Raw genomic sequence first — 19,732 nt, 5'->3', positions numbered from 1 at the left:
AACGACCCGGAAGCAGGCGTTCAGCATTTTTGAGGTCGAGCTCGATAATCCAGACATCCTGATCCTGGTGCTTTCGCTTCGCGCAGTATTCAGAAAATTCCAACGGGTTTTCAGTATCTTGCACCTTAGAGAGCGTCCACTTGCGGCCCCCGTCAAGCTGCGGCATGCGCTCGTAGAGGCGGCAATTTGTGCCATTTTCGCAACATATTACGAGGATCGTGCCAGCGTCGCGTTCACCTTTTTCGATAACCGTAGCGAAGCCGCCTTGTTCCTCCGCGGCACGGATCATGCCGGCAATTTCGAGATGCGCCGGTATCCTCGCTTCCATCGTCAAACCGAGGGAACGACATAGCCTGGCAGGCCTGAAAGCGGGATGTGCGAACGCATGAATGTGCCCGTGCCGCGCCCGACTTCCTCTCCATGTTCGTCGACCAGGTGCGCTTCGGCGACGAATACCCTGCGCTTTCCGCTGACCCAACGGCCCTCGGCAACCAGCCCGCCCCTCCGGATCGGCCCGGTGAAATGCAGGTTGAAGCCGGTGGTCAGGAGGAAGCGATCTGAAACCAGGCTGTTCGCGGCATAAAAGGCCGCATCGTCGAGCATCTTGAAATAGATCGTGCCGTGGGCAGCCCCGGCCGCGTGGTGGACTTCCTCGCCCACATCGAATGAAATGCGCGCCGTTCCGCGTCCGGTAATCTCGAGCCGGGATCGAAAGAGCGAATTGATCGGAGCCGAGGCATAAAGGCTTTCGAGCGCACGGTAATGCGGCGCGGCGCCGGCCTCTTCGGCGATTTCGGCAGTGTCAGGCAGCGCTTCGGTCCGAGGCGTTGGAGAGAAGCGCATAAAGCGTTTCTTCGTCGCGCGCGTCCGAAAGGGCCTCGTGAATGCGCTCGTCGCGCATGGCGCGTGAAATTGATGCGAGGGCGTGGAGATGGGCAACGCCTGCATTTTCCGGCGAGACGAGGCCGAATACGATGTCGACAGGCATCCCATCGGCCGCGGCGAAATCTACCGGTTCTTCAAGCCGCAACAGCACCGCCACCGGGCGGCGGGTGCCGTAGACGCGCGCATGCGGAATGGCGACCCCGCGTCCGAATCCCGTGCTGCCGAGCTTCTCGCGTTCGTCGAGCCGTTCGAGAACCATTGTCCGGTCAAGTCCGTAGACCTGCTCGAAGCGTTCGGCGAGCTGTTCGAAAATGTCCCGCTTTGTGGCAGCTTTTATCGTCGCCACGGCCTCGGGTTTGAGGGAATAATTGACGTTCATCTTGATCAGTCGCGAATCAGTCCAACGGTGTCCAGCCTATACCATTTCGGCAAATACGCCACCTTTGACCGCAAAATTGCTACCTTTTTTCAGAAGCTTGAGTGTTTTGTCAGGCAAAATGCGGAGCCTCGCCGCGCCCGGTTCAGGAAGGTTCGACCCAGCCGATCGAGCCATCGTCGCGGCGATAGACCATATTATGTCGGCCAGTTCCAGCGTTTTTGAAGAATAGCGCATTGGTGTGCCGAAGGTCGAGCAGCATGACCGCGTCCGAGACGGTGGTGACTGGGATGTCGGTCCGCGTTTCCGCAATTACCAGCGGAGCATCGCTCTCCACTTCGGCTTCGGGTTCCTCTGCCGCAAAAACCGTATAGGCGGCCTCTTCTTCCTTCGCGGCATGGGCGGATTGTTCGTGGCGGTCCTTCAAGCGGCGCTTGTAGCGCCTCAACTGCTTGTCGATCTTGTCGACCGCGGCATCGAAGGCTTGGTGAACGTCATGCGCCTCGGCATGCGCTTTCATGATCAACCCATGCATCACATGGAGCACGATGTCGCAGGCGAAGGCATGGGTCGGCGCCTTGCCGAACGTTACTTGGGATGAAAGCGCGCGACTGAAATACTTCTCGACGATCGTATTGAGCCTGTCCGCGGCATGTTCCTGCAGAGCCGAACCTGTGTCGAGTTGGTGGCCGGACACCCTGATATCCATGATCGAATTTACTCCTGCAAACTGCACTGGGCAGAAAAATCGTTCAGCTTCTCCAAATGGGGGCTTCCATTTTTTCGAGGAATGCGCAGTGCCGCGCCAGTTCCCCGGCGCTCGCCGCATGCGGCCGCGCCTCGCGGAATACCCGATCCCTAGACGGGGCCTTCCTGAGTTCAATGGTATCCTCGACCGAATTTGCCGCAAGCTGGAGGCCGATCTGGCGGCCGCCGGTCAATTCGACATAGACTTGCGCCAGCAATTCGGCGTCGAGCAGTGCGCCGTGGAGCGTCCTGTGGCTGCGGTCGATGCCATAGCGGGTACACAATGCATCGAGCGAGAGCTTGGCTCCGGGATGGCGGCGGCGGGCGAGCGCCAACGTATCGATCATCCGGGACTCGTCGACCGGTCCGAACCCGCAAATTGCCAATTCTGCGTTGAGGAACCCGAAGTCGAACGCTGCGTTGTGCGCCACGAGCGGCGCGTCGCCCAGGAATTCGAGCAAATCAGCAACGATTTCGGCAAAACGCGGCTTTTCCGCCAGGAATGAGTCGGACAGGCCATGGACCGCCTGCGCCTCCGCCGGCATCGGCCGGTCGGGATTGAAATAGGCGTGAAAAGTGCGGCCAGTCGCCACCCGGTTGATCATCTCGATGCAGCCCATTTCCACCATCCTGTCGCCCTGCGAGGGGTCGAGACCGGTGGTTTCGGTATCGAAGACGATTTCTCTCATCCTAACCAATATCGGACCGCCGCGCGCCGCTGGCAAGGGCCTGCACGCTCAGCCGCGCAATTTCGCGACCAGTTCCGCCACCGCCCTGCGTGTGTCCTCGAGCGAACCTCCATTCTCGATCACGAAATCGGCGCGGGCACGCTTCTCGGCGTCGGGGAGCTGGAGGCGCAGGATTTCCTCGAACCGCTCCTCGGTCATGTCGGGCCGGGCAAGCACGCGTTCACGCTGGACTTCGGGCGGTGCCGAAACCACCACCACGATATCGACATCCTTGGCCTGCCCGGTCTCGAACAGCAGGGGGATATCGAACACGATCAGCTTCTCGTCCCGCTTGGCGTCGAGGAATGCCCGCCGCGCGGCGCGAACCGCGGGATGCACGATTGCTTCGAGTTTCCTGAGTTGGGCGGGATCGCCGAAGACAATTTCCGCCAGCTGCTTGCGGTCGACGCCGTCTGGCCCGGTGGTACCGGGGAATGCCTCCTCGATCGCGGGGACCAAGCTCCCGCCGGGGCCCTGCATCGTATGGACCTCGCCATCGGCATTGAAGGTCGGGACGCCCAGCTCGTCGAAAATCTGCGCGACGGTCGACTTGCCCATGCCGATCGAGCCCGTGAGCCCGATGACGCGGGGTCCGGCCTTGCCCGCTTCGATCATGACGTCAACAGCCTCCTCAACTCCTCGTCCCCGTCTTCGCGCGGTGGAGCGACCCCAAAGAATTTCTCGAATGCCAGCGCCGCCTGCCCGATCAGCATCGAGAGCCCGTCGATAGTGCGGAGTCCCGCAGCGCGCGCGGATTTGAGCAATTCGGTTTCGAGCGGCGAGGTGACGATATCGTAGACCACGCTGCCGGGAGGAACGTGCGATAGATCGAATGCAAGTGCCGGCTGTCCCTGCATGCCCAGCAGGCTGGCGTTGACGATCAGGTCGAGACAGCCTTCCCGGTGATCGAACTCGAAATTTGTCGGCTCCGAAAAATGATCGAGCGGGGCGACATGGTGCTCTCCCGCAGGATCGAGCTCGTCGAGGAGCGCTCTTGCCTTGTCCGGATCGCGGCCGGCCACCACAAGCGTTACTCCCTGCCCGGCCAGGGCCGCGATGATCGCGCGCGCCGCTCCGCCAGTGCCAATTATCCGCGCCATCCGGAACAGGTGCCTTGTTGCCAGATCCCGCCTCAATGGTTCGAGGAAGCCGTCGGCATCGGTGTTGAAGCCTGCGAGCGCGCCGGTATCCTGCCGGACAATCGTGTTCACCGCCCCGATCGCTTCGGCCAGGGGGTCGAGCCGGTCGAGCAGCGGCATGACGGCCTGCTTGTGCGGCATGGTGACATTGCAGCCGCGCCAGTCTGGATCGGCGCGGCGCTCTGCAAGATAATCTGCCAGTCCCTCGCTTGTCACATGGCAGGCGAGGTATTCGGCATCGAGCCCGAGCTTTCCGATCCAGTAATTATGGATCGCGGGCGATTTCGATTGCGCGATTGGATCGCCGATTACTTCGGCATAAGGTCGGCTCATGACGGCAGTTCCCCGAAATCGCGCAAGGCATCCAGCACGGCGAGCAGGGGCATGCCGAGCACGGTGAACTGGTCGCCCTCGATCGCCGTGAAGAGCTGCACGCCACGCCCTTCGATCCGGAAGACACCGACACAGCCAGAAACTGCCGGCCACTCCGCCTGGAGGTATTTCTCGATGAAGGCGTCGGTCAGGTCACGCACGAGCAATCCGGCGGAGGCGTGGTTATACCATTGCCGTTCGCCATCGCGGACCAGAACCGCTGCACTGTGGAGTTCCATTCGCCTGCCCGAGAAGAAGCGCAAATGGTCTGTTGCCTGGGCGCGCGTTTCCGGCTTGTCGAACCGCCGCCCCTCAACCGTGACCAGCGAATCGCCGCCGAGTACCAGCCTGCCCGGGAGGGCTTCGGAAACCGCCCTGGCCTTGGCTTCGGCCAACGCCACGCACGCCTTCATCGGGTCGGGATCGTCCAATTCGGCTTCAAGTGCCCGCTCGTCGATACCGGGGCGAATGACTTCGAAGGGAACCCCTGCCGCCTCGAGCATCGCCTTGCGCGACGCGCTGCCGGAAGCAAGCACGATCATGCGGCAGCGCCCGGAAGCGGGCCGGCGCTCGCTTCCCGCTCGCCGATCAGCCGGATCACCGCTGCCGCAGTCTCTTCGATCGATCGCCTTGTCACGTCGATCACCGGCCAGCCATTGTCGGCGAACAACCTTCGGGCAAACAGGACCTCCTTCTCGACCCGATCCTCGTCGACATAGGAGGTCTCGGTCGCTTCGTTGAGCGACAGGAGCCGGTTGCGGCGGATCTGGACCAGCCGCTTGGGTGCGGTTGTCAGCCCCACGATCAGCGGGTGCCGCAGTCCGAACAGCGAGGCATGCGGCGGGCTCTCGATCACCAACGGGACATTGGCCACCTTGTAACCGCGGTTGGCAAGATAGATACTGGTCGGGGTCTTGGATGTCCGGGACACCCCCGCCAGGACAATGTCGGCTTCTTCCCAGTCCTCCCATAATACTCCATCGTCATGGGCGATGGTGTAATGGATTGCATCGACCCTGCCGAAATAGGCTTCATCCATTGCGTGCTGACGGCCGGGGCGGCCGACCGCTGCCTGGCCGAGCTGGCTCTCGAGCGCCTCGGTGACCGCATCGAGCGCATCGACCGCGGGCAGGCCAAGTGCGCGGCAATGCTCTACCAGCCTGCGCCGGATTTCGGGATTGACCAGGGTGAACAGCACCAGCCCGGGATGGGCCGCTATCTCACCGAGAATGCGGTCAAGATGTTGCTGCGAACGGACCATCGGCCAGAAATGGCGGATCACGTCCGCTCCCTCGAACTGCGCCAATGCTGCCTTGGCGATCATTTCCAGGGTCTCGCCGGTCGAGTCAGACAGGAGGTGGAGGTGAAGCCGGGTCATCGGGCAATTCGGTGCCTTGGGGCATGTGGACAATCACCGGCATAAACCACGGGAGCAACCGGCGGACAAGCTCGGCAGCGAAATCCCTCACCGCAGCGAGTCTTGCTGCGTGTCGGATTTGGACAGGCTGGCAGTGATTTCGACAGGCTGGGGATTGCGGGGACAGAGTCTGCTTGACGCCATTTAGTCGCGAGTCGACTGGTCAAATGGCCTGTTCATCACGGGAGAATTCGGGCAAGGGCGCGCAATCCCCGCTTTCCACAGGACCAACAGAGTCCAACAATTCTATATAAATATATATTTCGTTTGATTGGACTCTCGCGTTATGCCCGGCCTTCTCCTCGATGTCCTGCAAGGTGGCAGAACCGATCGGACCCCGATCTGGCTTATGCGTCAGGCTGGCCGTTACCTTCCGGAATATCGCGAGCTGCGTGCGCGGAAGGGCGGATTTCTCGAACTGGTCTATGATCCCGAGGCGGCTGCCGAGATCACGCTCCAGCCGATCCGCCGCTTCGGGTTCGACGGGGCGATCCTGTTTTCGGATATCCTGATCGTTCCCTATGCGATGGGCCAGGATCTTGTATTCACGGCCGGAGAAGGCCCCTGCCTGTCGCCCCGGCTGGTCGATACCGCGCTCGATGCGCTGAGCGCTTCGCCTGGTCGCCTGACGCCGATTTATGAGACGGTCAGGCTTGTCCGGAATCAGCTCGACAGCGACACGACCCTGCTCGGTTTCGCCGGCAGCCCGTGGACGGTCGCAACCTATATGGTCGCCGGCGAAGGCAGCCGCGACCAGCAGGTGACGCGGCAGTTAGCCTATCGCGACCGCGGTGCGTTCCAGGCGATCATCGACGCGATCGTCGCGGTGACGGTCGACTATCTGTGCGGGCAGGTCGAGGCCGGAGCGGAAGCAGTGCAGCTGTTTGACAGCTGGGCCGGAAGCCTTGCCTCGGCCGAATTCGAGCGTTGGGTGATCATGCCCAACGCCAGAATCGTCGAGGCGGTGAAGCGGCAGTTTCCCGATCTCCCGATTATCGGCTTTCCCAAGGGCGCAGGCGAGAAGCTTTCCGCTTATGCCGGCGAGACCGGAGTCGATGCGATGGGAATCGACGAAACGATCGATCCGCTGTGGGCCGCGAGGAGCTTGCCCGAGGCGATGCCGGTCCAAGGCAATCTCGATCCGCTCCTGTTGATCTCGGGCGGGCTCGAACTCGAACACCAGGCGCACCACTTGCTCGAGGCCTTTTCGGGCCGGCCGCATATCTTCAATCTCGGGCACGGAATCGACAAGGAAACGCCGATCGAGCATGTCGAAGAGTTGATCGCCATCGTGCGCAACTGGCGGGGATGAAATCGGCCATGGAAGTCTCTATAGCTGCGCCATGCAGGACGTTCTCGCGATGATATTCTATTGGCTCAAGGCAGCCCATATCATCTTCGTGATCTTCTGGATGGCGGGATTGTTCATGCTCCCGCGCTATTTCATCTACCATCAGGAATGCCCAGAAGACTCTTCCGAAAACGGGGTCTGGATCGAGCGCGAACGCAAACTCCTGAAGATCATCATGACGCCTTCGATCATCGTGGTCTGGGCCGTCGGCTTGCTGCTGGCCTATCACGTCGGCGCTTTCAACCAGGGCTGGTTTCACGCAAAGCTGGCCGTGGTCCTGGGATTGTCGGCTTATCATGGCTGGCTGGCCGGATATGCGAAGAAGCTGGCTCTCGGTCAGCGGGCGGTCAGCGGCAAGAACCTGCGCATGCTCAATGAAATCCCAGGCGTTGCTGCGGCGATCATCGTTATCCTGGTAGTGATCAAGCCTTTTTAGTCCGTCGCGGAATCGCGCCGGGGTGGCAGGCGGCCACTGCCAATTCGAATTGACGGGAGGTCGCGCGCGGCCTACATCCCCAACCATTCCGGCTCAGGCCACCGCTCCAGGTGGCAAAGGTCTGCTTTCTCCAAGCCCATCGACCTGCCGGCATCCCAAGATTCCAGACGGAAACACAGACAATGCATTTGAAAGAACTGAAACAGAGGACGCCGGCCGAACTGGTCGAAATGGCCGAAGAATACGAGGTCGAAGGCGCATCGACGATGCGTCGTCAGGATCTGATGTTCGCGATCCTCAAGGAAGTCGCCGAAGACGGCGAGGAAATCGTCGGCCAGGGCACGATCGAGGTTTTGCAGGACGGTTTCGGCTTCCTGCGCAGCCCTGAAGCCAATTACCTCGCCGGGCCCGACGACATTTATGTTTCGCCCAACCAGGTTCGCAAATGGGGCCTGCGCACTGGCGACACGGTCGAAGGCGAAATCCGCGCGCCCAGGGATGGCGAACGCTATTTTGCGCTGACCAAGCTGACCAGCGTCAATTTCGACGATCCCGAAGCGGTCCGTCACCGGACCAATTTCGATAACCTTACTCCGCTCTATCCCGACGAACGGCTCAATCTCGATACGCTCGATCCGACGGTGAAGGACAAGTCTGCCCGCGTGATCGACCTGATCGCGCCGCAGGGCAAGGGCCAGCGCGCGCTGATCGTGGCTCCGCCGCGGACCGGCAAGACGGTGTTGTTGCAGAACATCGCTAAGGCGATCACCGACAACCACCCCGAAGTGTTCCTGATCGTTCTCCTGGTCGATGAGCGGCCCGAGGAAGTGACCGACATGCAGCGCAGCGTGAAGGGCGAGGTGATTTCCTCGACCTTCGATGAGCCCGCCTCGCGCCATGTGCAGGTTGCCGAGATGGTTATCGAGAAGGCCAAGCGCCTGGTCGAGCACAAGAAGGATGTCGTGATCCTGCTCGACTCGATCACTAGGCTCGGCCGCGCCTACAACACCGTGGTGCCGAGCTCGGGCAAGGTGCTGACCGGCGGTGTTGACGCCAATGCCCTGCAACGTCCCAAGCGCTTCTTCGGCGCGGCCCGCAATATCGAGGAAGGCGGCTCGCTCTCGATCATCGCCACCGCGCTGATCGATACCGGCAGCCGGATGGACGAAGTGATCTTCGAGGAGTTCAAGGGCACTGGCAATTCGGAAATCGTGCTCGACCGCAAGGTGGCCGACAAGCGCATCTTCCCCTCGCTCGATGTCGGCAAGAGCGGCACCCGCAAGGAAGAGTTGCTGGTCGACAAGGACAAGCTTTCCAAGATGTGGGTGTTGCGCCGGATCCTGATGCAGATGGGCACAGTCGATGCGATGGAATTCCTGCTCGACAAGATGAAGGATTCCAAGACCAACGAGGACTTCTTCGCGACGATGAATCAGTAATCGGTCGGCTCCTCCCGCAGGGTGGAGCTACCCTAGGTTCTCGGAGAAAAACTCCCTCGTCCGCTGGTCGGCTAGCTGTGCACCCTCCTCGTCGCGCCGGCCTCCCGAAGTCGCGGCAAAGCCGTGATCGAGCCCCTCGTAATCGTACAGGGTCACCCTGGGGTGCGGATCGAGCGCTTCGTGAATCGCGGCCTGCGCTTCCGGCCCCACGAAATGGTCGGCGGTCGGGATATGCAGCATCAGCGGGTTGGCGATCGCGTGGGCCTCGCGCAGCATCTGGTCGATCATGACGCCATAATAGCCGACGCTGGCATCAACATCGGTCCGCGCGGCCGCCATAAAGGCCATCCGTCCGCCGAGGCAGAAACCGACCACGCCGACTTTCGCGACCCCTTCCTCTGTCCGGCAATGGCGGATGAGCGCCTCGATATCCTTCACGCCGAGATCGGCGTCGAATTTCTGCATATTGGCGATCGCCTGGTCGAACTCTCCTTCGATCTCGGGATCGAGCTCGCTCCCCGGTGCGAAGCGCCAGAAGATGTCGGGTGCCAGCGCAAGATAACCCAGCGCCGCCCAATCCTCGCATTTCTTCACGATACCCGGATTCACACCGAAGATTTCGGGAATGACGATGATGGCGGCGCGCGGATCGCCCCGAGGCTTTACGCGGAAACAGGGAATTGCGCCGTCGCCTTCCATGGCGGGAACGGAAATATTGGTGGACATGCCGCACTCCTTTCGCAGGAATCACCTTGGCCGAGCCTATGGCCTGACAATGGACTTTGCCAACTACGTATGACAGCGCTTGCAGCGCGCGGGCGTAATACCCAGTTAGGGCAGTATTGGCGTTGCCGTATCCCGGAGTTCCCGAAATGAAGGTCCATGTCGAAGTCGAATGTTCGCCCGAGGAAGCTCGCCGTTTCATGGGTCTCCCCGATGTCGAAAAGGCCAACGAAGCCTATGTCGACAGCATCGCCAAGGCGATGAAAGGCGCGACCAATGCGGACCAACTGCAGGAGTTTGCCCGGCAGCTGGCGCCGATGGGGCAAATCGGGCTCAAGATGTTCCAGAACTTCATGGAGAACAGCCAGGCCTTCACCGAAGGTGCAAAGGGCAAACGCAAGCGGGAAGAAGATTTCGATTACGATTTCGACGAAGATTGACTTCGCGCCTGACGCAATGCGCGCGATGCGCTAGCGGCACAAACCAATGGACACCATTTTTGCATTGTCGAGCGGGCAGCCGCCTGCGGCAATCGCAGTGCTGCGGATCAGCGGGCCGCAAGCCGGCGCTGCGCTGGTCGAGCTTGCAGGCGGTTTGCCGCGTCCGCGCCAGGCCAGATTGCGGACTCTGCGCGGCGAGAATGGCGAAATGCTCGATCGGGCCCTGGTGTTGTGGTTTCCCGGGCCGGCAACGGCCACCGGCGAGGACCTGGCGGAACTGCACCTCCACGGCGGAAGGGCGGTCATTGCCGCGGTCGAACAGGCCCTGGCCGGGATTGCCGGGCTGCGCCGCGCCGAAGCGGGCGAGTTCACACGCCGCGCCTTTGCCAATGGCCTGATCGACTTGGCCGAGGCCGAAGGACTCGCCGACCTGCTTGCGGCCGAGACCGAACTCCAGCGGCGTTCAGCCGTTGCCATGGCCGGCGGGGCGCTTTCGAAGCAGGCGGCAGAGTGGCGAAATCTGGTGCTTGCCCTCTCGGCGCAACTCGAAGCAGCGCTCGATTTCGACGACGAGGATGACGTCGCGCCGCTTCCGGCTGAATTCCTGAGTCAAATCAAGGGCTTGGAGCAGGAAATCCGGGCCTGGCTGGACGCGCCGCGGGCCGAGATCCTGCGCGAGGGGTTCAGGGTCGTGCTGGCCGGTCCGCCCAATTCGGGAAAATCTACACTTTTCAACGTCTTGGTCGAGAGCGAAGCGGCAATCGCGACTCCGATCGCCGGAACCACGCGCGATGTGCTGGTCCGCCCGGTGGCGATCGCCGGAATTCCGTTCAGTTTCGTCGATACCGCCGGATTGCGCGAGGCCGGCTCCGACGCGATTGAGGAAATCGGCATTTCGAAGGCCCGCGGCGAGTTGGAGCGCGCCGACCTGGTGCTGTGGCTTGGCGAGGAAGGTGAGGGGCCGCCGGAGTGCTGGGAGATCGAGCCGCAGATCGATTTGGAGGACCGGCGGTGCAAGATTTCGCCGGATTTCCGCGTTTCCGCATTGACCGGAGAGGGAATGCCGGGTCTGAAGCATGCACTTGTCGAACGCGCGCGCCAGAGCATGCCCAGGCCGGGCGAGACGGCGCTGAATCTGCGGCAGCGCGATTTGCTGGGCGATGTCGCTGCCGCGCTGGCCGAAGTGGATGAAGCGCAGGACCTCCTGCTGGTTGCGGAACAGCTGCGCCAGGCACGGATTGCCTTCGACCGACTGATCGGGCGCGCATCGACCGAAGACATGCTCGATGCACTGTTCGGGCGCTTCTGCATCGGGAAGTAGGGCAGCATGATGTTCCACGTGGAACAATCATAGGTTTTGACCGGAATCGCGCGGCGGTATAACGGCGCTCGCCATGCATGATTTCGATATCGTGGTTGTGGGCGGCGGGCATGCCGGTTGCGAGGCGGCTGCGGTGGCGGCGCGCATGGGCGCGCGCACCGCGCTGGTAAGCTTCGACCTCTCCGCGATCGGTGCGATGAGCTGCAACCCGGCGATCGGCGGGCTTGGCAAGGGGCACCTCGTGCGCGAAGTCGATGCCTTTGACGGGCTCATCGGCCGGGCCGCCGATGCGGCCGCGATCCATTACCGCATGCTCAACCGCTCGAAAGGAAGCGCGGTCTGGGGTCCGCGGGTCCAAGCCGACCGCAAGCTGTTCAAGGCAGCGGTCCAGGCGATGATTGGCGCGCAGGCCAATCTCGAACTGGTCGCTGGCGAGGCTACCGAACTCGTTATCGAGCAGGGCAGGGTGGCCGGTCTGGTGCTTGGCGACGGAAGCTGCCTTTCAGCGCGGGCGGTGGTTCTGTGCACCGGAACCTTCCTCGGTGGAACCCTGTTTCGCGGCGAAGAGCGGATCGTGGGCGGGCGGATCGGCGAGGCTTCGGCCCAACGGCTTGCCACGCAATTGCGCGCGGCGGAATTGCCGATGGCGCGGCTCAAGACGGGGACCCCGCCGCGGCTCGATGGTCGGACAATCGACTGGTCGCGGCTGGAGCAGCAAAGCTCCGACGGCGATCGCTGGACCATGTCGCCGCTCACGCAGATCCAGGCCAATCCGCAGCTTTTTTGCGCAATCACCAGGACAAACGAGCGCACCCATGACGTCATCCGCGCGAACCTCGATCGTTCGCCGCTGTTCACCGGGGCAATCGGCGCGGCGGGGCCGCGCTATTGTCCCTCGATCGAAGACAAGATCCATCGTTTCGCAGACCGCGACGGGCACCAGGTCTTTCTCGAGCCCGAAGGGCTCGATACGCATCTTGTCTATCCCAACGGGATCAGCACCTCGCTCCCGGCCGATGTCCAGCTCGAGATGTTGCAAAGCATGATCGGGCTCGAACAGGTCGCGATGGAAGTCCCCGGTTACGCGGTCGAATACGATTATATCGACCCGCGGGCGCTGACGCCTGGCCTTGAATTGCGGGCGCTTCCTGGCCTTCATTGTGCCGGACAGATCAACGGGACCACCGGTTACGAGGAAGCAGCGGCGCAGGGGTTGGTCGCAGGCCTGCACGCGGCCGCCGCGGTCCTCGGTCGCGAGGCGCCGAAGCTGGACCGCGCCAATAGCTATATCGCGGTCATGATCGACGATCTCACTCTGCAGGGAGTCTCGGAGCCCTACCGCATGCTCACCGCGCGCGCCGAATACCGCTTGCGCCTGCGGGCCAATAACGCGACGACCAGGCTTACGCCGATCGCGATTGCGGCGGGTTGTGTGGGCCAGCAGCGCCGGAACTGGTTCGAACAGCGCGAAGAGACGCGGCTGCGCTGGTCGGATGCGCTCGACCGCGAGGTTTCGGGGACCGAGCTGGCAAATGCCGGCAATTCGGTCCGCGAGGATGGCGGGAAGCGCAGCCTGCGCGAATGGCTTCGCTTTGGCGGAATCGAGCTTGAATCGCTTAAGGCGTGGCTCCCCGAAGACTGCGAAATCGGGGATCCCGTCGGTCTGGAACTGGCAGAGGACGCGCTCTATGCGCCATACCTTGCCCGACAGGAGGCGGAATTGCGCGATTTGCGCGCCAGCGAGGCCGTGGCGCTGGGCGAGGATTTTCCCTTCGAGGCAATCCCCGGCCTGTCGCGCGAGATGGTCGAACGGCTCAGTATCGCAAGGCCGGCAAATCTCTCTGCTGCGGGCAGGGTGCCGGGCGTGACGCCTGCCGCGCTTGCCGCCTTGCTGGTCCACGCCCGCCGACGCGAAGATTGCGCCGCATGATCGCAAACGAGGCCGAGGCGCGCAAATTTGTCGCGCGCAATTGCGACGCTGCGGGGCTCGCAAGGCTCGAGCGGCTAGTCGAGTTGCTGCTTGCAGAAAATCGGCACCAGAATCTGATTGCGGCGAACAGCCTGCAATCGCTCTGGTTGCGCCATATTGCGGATTCGCTGCAACTGCTGGCCCATGTTCCACGTGAAGCAGCGGGCGATTGGCTCGATCTCGGGACCGGAGCGGGGTTTCCAGGGCTGGTCATCGCCGCAATCAGGCCGGATTTATCCATGAAGTTGGTTGAATCCCGTCGCAAACGTGTCGCCTGGCTGGAGCGCGCGAGGACCGAGCTGGGTCTTGGCAATTGCCAAATCCTCGGTTCGCGGCTGGAACTGGTGGATTCCTTCCCGGCAGGGGTGATTTCCGCGCGAGCCTTTGCCCCGCTGCCGCGTTTGCTCGATCTTTCCGCACGCTTTTCCACACCGGCGACCTATTGGCTGTTGCCCAAGGGGCGCTCGGCAGCGCAAGAATTGGCCACATTGCCCGAATCGCAGCGAAAAATGTTCCACGTGGAACGATCGCTCACCGAACCCGGGGCGGGAATAATTGTTGGCCATTTGCGACAGGAAGCGAGGCAAGGAGCGTGATCCGCATTGCAATTGCCAACCAGAAGGGCGGGGTCGGCAAGACGACGACGGCGATCAATATCGCGACCGCGATGGCTGCTACGGGCTGGAAGACGCTGCTGGTCGATCTCGATCCGCAGGGCAACGCCTCGACCGGCCTCGGAATCGAGGCTGCACGGAGGAAAGTCACCAGCTACGAGGTTCTCTTGGGAGAGGCGGGCCTGGGAGAGGCCATGGTTGCAAGCAGTATCCCCGGTCTCGATATCGTCCCGGCAACCCAGGATCTGAGCGGAGCCGAAGTCGAATTGGTCGACTTCCAGGATCGCACCGGTCGATTGCGCGACGCGCTGGCGGGACATCGCGGCCACGATGTCTGCTTTATCGACTGCCCGCCGTCGCTCGGCCTGCTGACGCTGAATGCCCTGGCCTGCGCTGATACGCTGCTGGTGCCGCTCCAATGCGAGTTCTTCGCGCTCGAAGGGCTTTCGCAACTGCTGCAGACCGTCGAACGGGTCCAGCAGCTGTTCAACCCCGATCTGGGCATTGTCGGGGTCGCGCTGACGATGTTCGATCGCCGCAACCGGCTTACCGACCAGGTCGCCGACGACGTACGCGATTGCCTGGGCAATCTCGTTTTCGAATCGGTGATTCCGCGGAATGTCAGGCTTTCGGAGGCTCCAAGTCACGGATTGCCGGCGCTGGTCTATGACCACAGCTGCGCCGGCAGCAGGGCCTACATGGCCCTGGCGCGCGAGCTCATCGGCAGGCTTCCGGAACGGAGGAAGGCAGCGTGAGCGGCGAAGGCAACGATAACCGGAATGGGCCGATCCGGCTTTCGGGGGCACCCAGGCAGGACGCCAGGCGCAAGCTCGGGCGCGGCTTGGGTGCCTTGCTGGGAGAAGCCAGGCGGGAGGAGCCGCTCGCTGCGAAAGGGTCGGAAAATCAAAGCGCTGTGCCGATCAGGGCGTTGCAGCCGGTCAATGCGGGCGAAGGGTTGGCAAACATCCCGGTGGCCGAAATCCGGCCGCATCCCGACCAGCCGCGGCGCCATTTCGACGAAGATTCCCTGAAGGAACTGGCGGCTTCGATTGCGTCGCGCGGCGTAATCCAGCCGGTCATCGTCCGCCCGCTTGCCGAGGGCTACCAGCTGGTCGCGGGCGAACGCCGTTGGCGTGCGGCGCAAAGAGCGCAGCTCCATGAAATCCCGGCGCTAATTCGCGATCTTTCGGATCGCGACGTGATGGCCCTGTCGCTGATCGAGAACATCCAGCGCGAGGATCTCAATCCGGTCGAAGAGGCCCGCGCCTATCACCGGCTCGCCGAGCAGGAAGGGCTGGCCCAGGCTGAAATCGCTCGCCTGGTCGAAAAGTCGCGCAGCCATGTCGCGAACCTCCAGCGCCTGCTGGGCTTGCCCGAAGCGGTCCTGGAGTTGCTCGAGCAGGGCAAGCTGACAATGGGGCATGCGCGGGCGCTGATCGGTCACGAGCAGGCGGTTTCCATCGCGCTCGAGGCGGTGGCCAAGGGCCTGTCGGTCCGCGCCGTCGAAAGACTGGTCCGGGCATCGCGTTCTAGTGAGAAGACCTCCGGCGCCAGTACGACACGGAGGCGCGAAGACTCGGACGATGCCGACATCGCCGCGGTGCAAAATCATCTCGAAGAATTGCTCGGCCTCCAGGTAAGAATAAATACCGATGCGGACCCCCGATCGGGCGCGGTGACGATCCGCTATCGTACGCTCGACCAGTTGGACCTGATTTGCCAGCGCCTTACAGGTGGCGGAATCTAAAGGATTTTTCGTCGAAAGCCTGGAGCCAGTATGCTTGGACGGGGCAGTCGTGATTAACGAAAAACCGTTTAGGCGTTAACCACTTTTGCAAGTAAAGCCTGAACATCCAGACCCTAAAAGCGCTGTCACGGATAGGGCGTTTCGGCCTGTTCGGCGGGGTCGCACAGGGGTGCCCCGCGGGCAAGTATCGCTTGGAAGGGACAACACAATGTTCAACAAGTTTCGTATTGGCGCCGCGGGCGTCGCAATTGTTTCGGCGTTCGGTCTTGCTACGGCCGCCCATGCCGCGGACACTGCAACGGCGACCGCCGAAGCGGATATCCTCGAGGCGCTGACGCTCAACAACCTCAATTCGCTCGATTTTGGCCAGATCGCCGTCAATGGTGCCGACACGGTTACAGTCGCGGCCGATGGCAGCGGCACCACCTGCGGTGCGAACCTGATCTGCGCTGCCGGCACCTCGAGCCCGGCCGATTTCCAGGTCGATGGCACGGCCAATACCGTGGTCAGCATCCAGATCGGCGCGGCGTCGCCCTTGACCGGCCCGGGTGCCGACATGGCGCTTTCCGGCCTTAACGATGATACCGCCGGCTCGGTCAATCTGGGCGTTACCGGATCGGCGACCTTCGGCGTCGGCGGCACGCTCAGCGTCAATGCCGGCCAGACACCCGGCTATTATTCCAGCACTTTCGACGTAACCGTCGAATACCAGTAATCGCTGGATCCCGCGCAATTCGAACTGCGCGGGGAGACACGAGTTGAAAGGCCGCATCCGGATATCCGGGTGCGGCCTTTTCCATGCCTGCAAAAGGCGACCATCGTTAGCGGTAAATTAACCCTGATTTCCTAGGACATAGGTGAAATTCCCAAACCCGCCGCGGGTCGGCGGAAGACCAAGAGAGGCCTGTCCATGTCCTTCGGCAAGCTGACCATTTTGCTCAAGCGCAGCGCCGCGATCGGCCTTATGGCCGCCAGCCTGCTCGCTTCTGCTCCCGCGGCCGCGCAAGGCGACCTGCTGGTTGCCCCGACCAGGGTGATCATGGACGGGCGCGGCACCGCAAATGTCATTCTGAGCAATATCGGGAACGAAGAGGCGACCTATCGCATCAGTGCCGAATTGCGCCGGATGACGCCCGAAGGCGATCTCGAGCAGGTCGAAGCAGACGAAATCAACTCGACCGAAAGCGCGGCACTGGAAATGGTCCGGTTCGCCCCGCGCAGGGTGGTGCTCCCGCCGGGGCAGCCGCAATCGGTTCGGCTGAGTGCCCGGCCAGCCTCCGACCTGCCCGATGGAGAATACCGCATCCATCTGACATTCAACGGAATTCCCAAGGTTCTTCCGGTCTCGGCCGCGGCCAGCGAACGCGCCGCCCAGGGTATCGAGATCAGCCTCATCCCGATCTATGCGATCAGCATTCCGATCATCGTCCGCAAGGGCAATGTCGACGCCAGCGCGTTGATCAGCAACCCGCGGCTCGAGCCGCGCCCCGATGGCGGCGCGTTCCTCAAGCTCGATATGGCTCGCAGCGGCAACGGATCGGTGTTCGGGGAGCTGCGCGTCCTGCGGCCAGGCGAATCCGAGCCGATCTTCCATGTCCGCGGGATTGCGATCTATCCCGAAATCGCGAGCCGCGAGCTGGCGCTGAGCCTCACAAGCCAACAAGCCGCTGAATTTCGTGGCAATCTTCGCTTCGAATATCGCGAGCTCCCGGAAACCGGAGGCGAGTTGCTAGCCTCGGTCGAAGGAATGATTGGCTGACGCGGCGCGCCGGCAATCATCCAGGGCCCTGAGCCATGCGCATCCACCGGATCATAGGGAAAGGCGCCGTCGCGAGCATCGCGGCGGCTTTTGCCGTTTCCGGATCCGGACTCCTTGCCCAATCGGCCGGGGGCTGGAGCGCGAATGACGACGACGCGCTGTTGTTCGAGGTCCGCGCCGGCCGCTACGTGGTTGAAGGCGATGTGCGCGGCTATCGCACCGATTACGGGACCTGCCTCGATTTCGGCGATGTTATCCAGGTGCTCGACCTGCCGGTCCGGCTCGACAAGAAGTCGCGCCGCGCAACCGGCTGGCTGTTCGCGGAAGAGCGGAAACTAACGATCGACCGCGACTCCAATACGGTACAAATCGTGAACAGGGTGTCGGACCTCGGAGCCGGCGAGATTTACGACACGCCGGAAGGCTGGTGTATCGATGCCAGGACCCTCTCCGGCTGGTTCGGGATCCAGCTTACGGCCGATCCGTTCAACCAGGTCCTCAGGCTCGAGGGCGACCCCTCGCTACCGTTCCTGCAGGCGATCGAACGCAGAAGTCGCGCGGCGCGACTTCGTCCAAAGCGGCAGGAATTCGACCTTTCCAAGCTACCGCAGGCGGATTTGCCGTATGAGGCATGGCGTCAGCCATCGGTCGACATGGTGGTCGATCTCGCCTTCAACAAACAGGGACAGTCCACCCGGACCAGGGTCAGCTATGAGATCTTCGCCAGCGGCGAAGTCGCCGGAGCGAGCTTCGACGCGCGCTTTGCGTCGAATGCGAATGGCGAACCCGGGTCCCTGAGGCTGCGCGCCTTCCGGGTCGATCCCGATGGCGGCCTGCTGGGCCCCCTGGGCGCCACCAAGGTGGCAATTGGCGATGTCGAGACGGAATCGACCGCGTTGACCGGCCGCAATGGCCGCGGGCGCGGTGCGATCATCTCGAACAAGCCGCTACTGCGTCCCGCAAGTTTCTCGCAGACCACGATCCGGGGCGCGATGCCCTCGGGGTGGGATGCGGAACTCTACCGTAACGGTCAGCTCATCGCATTCCAGGGTGGCAGCCTGGATGGGTTCTATGAATTCATCGATGTAGACCTGCTTTACGGCAAGAACGACCTTGAGGTCGTTCTCTACGGGCCTCAAGGCCAGGTTCGGCGCGAAGCGACGTCGATACCTGTCGGCCAGGCCAATATCGAGCCCGGCAAGATGCATTACTGGGCTGCGATCATCGAGCAGGGGAAGGACTTGCTGACCTTCAACAGCGATTTTGTCGATCCCTTGACCGGCTGGCGCTGGGGGGTCGGCGTCGAACGCGGCATAGACAAGCGAACCACGGCCGGGATCTCCGCGCAAAGCATGGTGATCAACGGCCAGCGCCGAAATATCCTGGAAATGAACCTGCGTCGCGCGGTTGGGCCAATGCTCGTGGAGCTTTCGGCAGCGCAGTCGTTCGGCCGCGGCCGGGCCTACCAGGCGGAAGCGCTGGGACAGCTCGGCAAGGTAAACTTCAATTTCCGGACCTTGTGGATCGATGGGGAGTTCGAAAGCGAGATAATCGAGGGCAGAATTCGCAGCGAGAGCAGCTTCAGCGCCGATACGTCGCTCAAGCTCGGCCGGCTGCGCGTCCCGGTCCAGGCGGGATTCCGCCGGGAGACCGATCGCGATGGCCAAAAGGTTAACGAATGGTTAATTCGCGGATCGCTGGTTGGCCGCGGATTGTCCGTTACCGCTGCATTGAGCAACCAGTGGACCGAGAACCCCTACGGGCCCCCGCGTGTCGAAGACGGCATGCGGCTGAACCTGCTTGCCAACACCAGGATCGGCCAAGCCAAACTGCGGGGCGAAGCGCGGTTCCGCCTGTCCGGCCTGCAAAAGGGCTTCGAATCCGCGCGGCTGACCGGGGATATCCCGCTCACCGAACGGTCCGACCTGCGCGCCGAAGTCGAGCATTTCAGCCAGACCGGGCGCACCGATTTCAGCCTCGGCTATATTCGCGAGTTCAAGCAATTCGCGCTCCAGGCCAATGGCACGGTGGGAACTCAGGGCAATATCGGCTTCGGGCTGCAGCTCTCGATGAGCATGGGCCCCAATCCGATCTCGGGCGGGGTTCGCTTCAGCCATGAGAAACTTGCCCGCACCGGCCAGACGGCGGTAACCGTCTTCCGCGACGAGAACGGCGATGGACGGCGCTCGCCCGGGGAAATGCCGGTCGAAGGGATCGCGGTCGAAGCCGGATTCACGGCTGGCGAGAATGTCACCGGCGAGAACGGCGT

22 protein-coding genes are annotated in these 19,732 nt (G+C 62.5%); 12 read left to right on the top strand and 10 right to left on the bottom strand.

Translation table 11 applies throughout. The features are described from left to right. The 9 genes from AC16XC_RS09615 to AC16XC_RS09575 all read right to left on the bottom strand — a co-directional run. On the bottom strand, positions 1–289 hold a 289-nt coding region (locus AC16XC_RS09615), incomplete at its 3' end, for a DUF1491 family protein (protein ID WP_484034435.1). Positions 290–330: 41 nt separating this feature from the next. Then, positions 331–843, bottom strand: a complete 513-nt coding sequence (locus AC16XC_RS09610; protein WP_484034434.1) for a PaaI family thioesterase — start codon at positions 841–843, stop codon at positions 331–333. Continuing rightward, positions 803–1,264 (bottom strand): PTS sugar transporter subunit IIA, encoded by a 462-nt coding sequence (locus AC16XC_RS09605; protein WP_484034433.1) that lies wholly within the window; start codon positions 1,262–1,264, stop codon positions 803–805. The genes AC16XC_RS09610 and AC16XC_RS09605 overlap by 41 nt, the downstream gene beginning before the upstream one ends. Before the next feature lie 142 nt (positions 1,265–1,406). Beyond that, on the bottom strand, positions 1,407–1,970 hold the full coding sequence (gene hpf / locus AC16XC_RS09600; protein ID WP_484034432.1) for a ribosome hibernation-promoting factor, HPF/YfiA family: 564 nt from the start codon (positions 1,968–1,970) through the stop codon (positions 1,407–1,409). Between the two features lie 43 nt (positions 1,971–2,013). Continuing rightward, positions 2,014–2,697, bottom strand: coding sequence for a DNA polymerase III subunit epsilon (gene dnaQ / locus AC16XC_RS09595; RefSeq protein WP_484034431.1), 684 nt, complete (start codon positions 2,695–2,697; stop codon positions 2,014–2,016). A gap of 48 nt (positions 2,698–2,745) precedes the next feature. Then, the gene (coaE, locus tag AC16XC_RS09590; protein WP_484034430.1) at positions 2,746–3,351 is read right to left on the bottom strand and encodes a dephospho-CoA kinase; all 606 of its coding nucleotides are present in this window, start codon (positions 3,349–3,351) and stop codon (positions 2,746–2,748) included. Further along, entirely contained in the window at positions 3,348–4,208 is an 861-nt protein-coding gene (aroE, locus tag AC16XC_RS09585) for a shikimate dehydrogenase (protein WP_484034429.1), read from the bottom strand. Before aroE ends, coaE begins: the two co-directional genes overlap by 4 nt. Continuing rightward, positions 4,205–4,789 carry a Maf family protein gene (locus AC16XC_RS09580; protein WP_484034428.1) on the bottom strand — a complete coding sequence of 195 codons (585 nt, stop codon included), beginning with the start codon at positions 4,787–4,789 and terminating at the stop codon, positions 4,205–4,207. The genes aroE and AC16XC_RS09580 overlap by 4 nt, the downstream gene beginning before the upstream one ends. Then, positions 4,786–5,625 (bottom strand): pyruvate, water dikinase regulatory protein, encoded by an 840-nt coding sequence (locus AC16XC_RS09575; RefSeq protein WP_484034427.1) that lies wholly within the window; start codon positions 5,623–5,625, stop codon positions 4,786–4,788. Before AC16XC_RS09575 ends, AC16XC_RS09580 begins: the two co-directional genes overlap by 4 nt. Positions 5,626–5,950: 325 nt before the next feature. Between AC16XC_RS09575 and hemE the strand changes: the two genes are divergently transcribed. The 3 genes from hemE (at position 5,951) to rho (ending at position 8,890) form a co-directional block, all read left to right on the top strand. Next, entirely contained in the window at positions 5,951–6,976 is a 1,026-nt protein-coding gene (gene hemE / locus AC16XC_RS09570) for a uroporphyrinogen decarboxylase (RefSeq protein ID WP_484034426.1), read from the top strand. Between the two features lie 31 nt (positions 6,977–7,007). Then, on the top strand, positions 7,008–7,451 hold the full coding sequence (locus AC16XC_RS09565; RefSeq protein ID WP_484034425.1) for a CopD family protein: 444 nt from the start codon (positions 7,008–7,010) through the stop codon (positions 7,449–7,451). 182 nt (positions 7,452–7,633) lie between these two features. Beyond that, entirely contained in the window at positions 7,634–8,890 is a 1,257-nt protein-coding gene (gene rho, locus AC16XC_RS09560) for a transcription termination factor Rho (protein WP_484034424.1), read from the top strand. A 27-nt stretch (positions 8,891–8,917) separates the two neighbouring features. Here the strand turns inward: rho and AC16XC_RS09555 are convergent, their stop codons facing one another. Next, positions 8,918–9,616 (bottom strand): dienelactone hydrolase family protein, encoded by a 699-nt coding sequence (locus tag AC16XC_RS09555; RefSeq protein ID WP_484034423.1) that lies wholly within the window; start codon positions 9,614–9,616, stop codon positions 8,918–8,920. Positions 9,617–9,762: 146 nt separating this feature from the next. Here AC16XC_RS09555 and AC16XC_RS09550 point away from each other — a divergent pair, with 146 nt between their 5' ends. From AC16XC_RS09550 to AC16XC_RS09510, 9 genes are all read left to right on the top strand, one after another. Next, positions 9,763–10,053: a DUF6489 family protein gene (locus AC16XC_RS09550; protein WP_484034436.1), complete on the top strand. Its 291-nt coding sequence runs from the start codon at positions 9,763–9,765 to the stop codon at positions 10,051–10,053. A gap of 46 nt (positions 10,054–10,099) precedes the next feature. Then, positions 10,100–11,374, top strand: a complete 1,275-nt coding sequence (gene mnmE / locus AC16XC_RS09545) for a tRNA uridine-5-carboxymethylaminomethyl(34) synthesis GTPase MnmE (RefSeq protein ID WP_484034422.1) — start codon at positions 10,100–10,102, stop codon at positions 11,372–11,374. Between the two features lie 73 nt (positions 11,375–11,447). Beyond that, entirely contained in the window at positions 11,448–13,304 is a 1,857-nt protein-coding gene (mnmG, locus tag AC16XC_RS09540; protein WP_484034421.1) for a tRNA uridine-5-carboxymethylaminomethyl(34) synthesis enzyme MnmG, read from the top strand. Further along, positions 13,301–13,939: a 16S rRNA (guanine(527)-N(7))-methyltransferase RsmG gene (rsmG, locus tag AC16XC_RS09535; RefSeq protein WP_484034420.1), complete on the top strand. Its 639-nt coding sequence runs from the start codon at positions 13,301–13,303 to the stop codon at positions 13,937–13,939. Before mnmG ends, rsmG begins: the two co-directional genes overlap by 4 nt. After that, positions 13,936–14,712 carry a ParA family protein gene (locus tag AC16XC_RS09530; protein ID WP_484034419.1) on the top strand — a complete coding sequence of 259 codons (777 nt, stop codon included), beginning with the start codon at positions 13,936–13,938 and terminating at the stop codon, positions 14,710–14,712. Before rsmG ends, AC16XC_RS09530 begins: the two co-directional genes overlap by 4 nt. Continuing rightward, positions 14,709–15,704 carry a ParB/RepB/Spo0J family partition protein gene (locus AC16XC_RS09525; RefSeq protein ID WP_484034418.1) on the top strand — a complete coding sequence of 332 codons (996 nt, stop codon included), beginning with the start codon at positions 14,709–14,711 and terminating at the stop codon, positions 15,702–15,704. The genes AC16XC_RS09530 and AC16XC_RS09525 overlap by 4 nt, the downstream gene beginning before the upstream one ends. Positions 15,705–15,912: 208 nt before the next feature. Further along, complete coding sequence (locus AC16XC_RS09520; RefSeq protein WP_484034417.1) at positions 15,913–16,419, top strand: DUF4402 domain-containing protein; 507 nt, start codon at positions 15,913–15,915, stop codon at positions 16,417–16,419. A gap of 195 nt (positions 16,420–16,614) precedes the next feature. Beyond that, the gene (locus AC16XC_RS09515; protein ID WP_484034416.1) at positions 16,615–17,463 is read left to right on the top strand and encodes a fimbrial biogenesis chaperone; all 849 of its coding nucleotides are present in this window, start codon (positions 16,615–16,617) and stop codon (positions 17,461–17,463) included. Positions 17,464–17,498: 35 nt separating this feature from the next. Next, positions 17,499–19,732: MSCRAMM family protein (locus AC16XC_RS09510; protein WP_484034415.1), on the top strand; the 2,234-nt coding region annotated here is incomplete at its 3' end.

This window comes from Candidatus Andeanibacterium sp. (genome assembly GCF_057143545.1).
Note: the sequence above shows the minus strand (reverse complement) of the source record. Positions and strands in the feature narration are given on the sequence as shown.

Excerpts from the sequence above, each read along its gene's own strand:
- AC16XC_RS09610 (WP_484034434.1), bottom strand. The coding sequence starts at position 843 with ATGCGCTTCTCTCCAACGCCTCGGACCGAAGCGCTGCCTGACACTGCC.
- AC16XC_RS09605 (WP_484034433.1), bottom strand. The coding sequence starts at position 1,264 with ATGAACGTCAATTATTCCCTCAAACCCGAGGCCGTGGCGACGATAAAA.
- hpf (WP_484034432.1), bottom strand. The coding sequence starts at position 1,970 with ATGGATATCAGGGTGTCCGGCCACCAACTCGACACAGGTTCGGCTCTG.
- dnaQ (WP_484034431.1), bottom strand. The coding sequence starts at position 2,697 with ATGAGAGAAATCGTCTTCGATACCGAAACCACCGGTCTCGACCCCTCG.
- coaE (WP_484034430.1), bottom strand. The coding sequence starts at position 3,351 with ATGATCGAAGCGGGCAAGGCCGGACCCCGCGTCATCGGGCTCACGGGC.
- aroE (WP_484034429.1), bottom strand. The coding sequence starts at position 4,208 with ATGAGCCGACCTTATGCCGAAGTAATCGGCGATCCAATCGCGCAATCG.
- AC16XC_RS09580 (WP_484034428.1), bottom strand. The coding sequence starts at position 4,789 with ATGATCGTGCTTGCTTCCGGCAGCGCGTCGCGCAAGGCGATGCTCGAG.
- AC16XC_RS09575 (WP_484034427.1), bottom strand. The coding sequence starts at position 5,625 with ATGACCCGGCTTCACCTCCACCTCCTGTCTGACTCGACCGGCGAGACC.
- hemE (WP_484034426.1), top strand. The coding sequence starts at position 5,951 with ATGCCCGGCCTTCTCCTCGATGTCCTGCAAGGTGGCAGAACCGATCGG.
- AC16XC_RS09565 (WP_484034425.1), top strand. The coding sequence starts at position 7,008 with ATGCAGGACGTTCTCGCGATGATATTCTATTGGCTCAAGGCAGCCCAT.
- rho (WP_484034424.1), top strand. The coding sequence starts at position 7,634 with ATGCATTTGAAAGAACTGAAACAGAGGACGCCGGCCGAACTGGTCGAA.
- AC16XC_RS09555 (WP_484034423.1), bottom strand. The coding sequence starts at position 9,616 with ATGTCCACCAATATTTCCGTTCCCGCCATGGAAGGCGACGGCGCAATT.
- AC16XC_RS09550 (WP_484034436.1), top strand. The coding sequence starts at position 9,763 with ATGAAGGTCCATGTCGAAGTCGAATGTTCGCCCGAGGAAGCTCGCCGT.
- mnmE (WP_484034422.1), top strand. The coding sequence starts at position 10,100 with ATGGACACCATTTTTGCATTGTCGAGCGGGCAGCCGCCTGCGGCAATC.
- mnmG (WP_484034421.1), top strand. The coding sequence starts at position 11,448 with ATGCATGATTTCGATATCGTGGTTGTGGGCGGCGGGCATGCCGGTTGC.
- rsmG (WP_484034420.1), top strand. The coding sequence starts at position 13,301 with ATGATCGCAAACGAGGCCGAGGCGCGCAAATTTGTCGCGCGCAATTGC.
- AC16XC_RS09520 (WP_484034417.1), top strand. The coding sequence starts at position 15,913 with ATGTTCAACAAGTTTCGTATTGGCGCCGCGGGCGTCGCAATTGTTTCG.
- AC16XC_RS09515 (WP_484034416.1), top strand. The coding sequence starts at position 16,615 with ATGTCCTTCGGCAAGCTGACCATTTTGCTCAAGCGCAGCGCCGCGATC.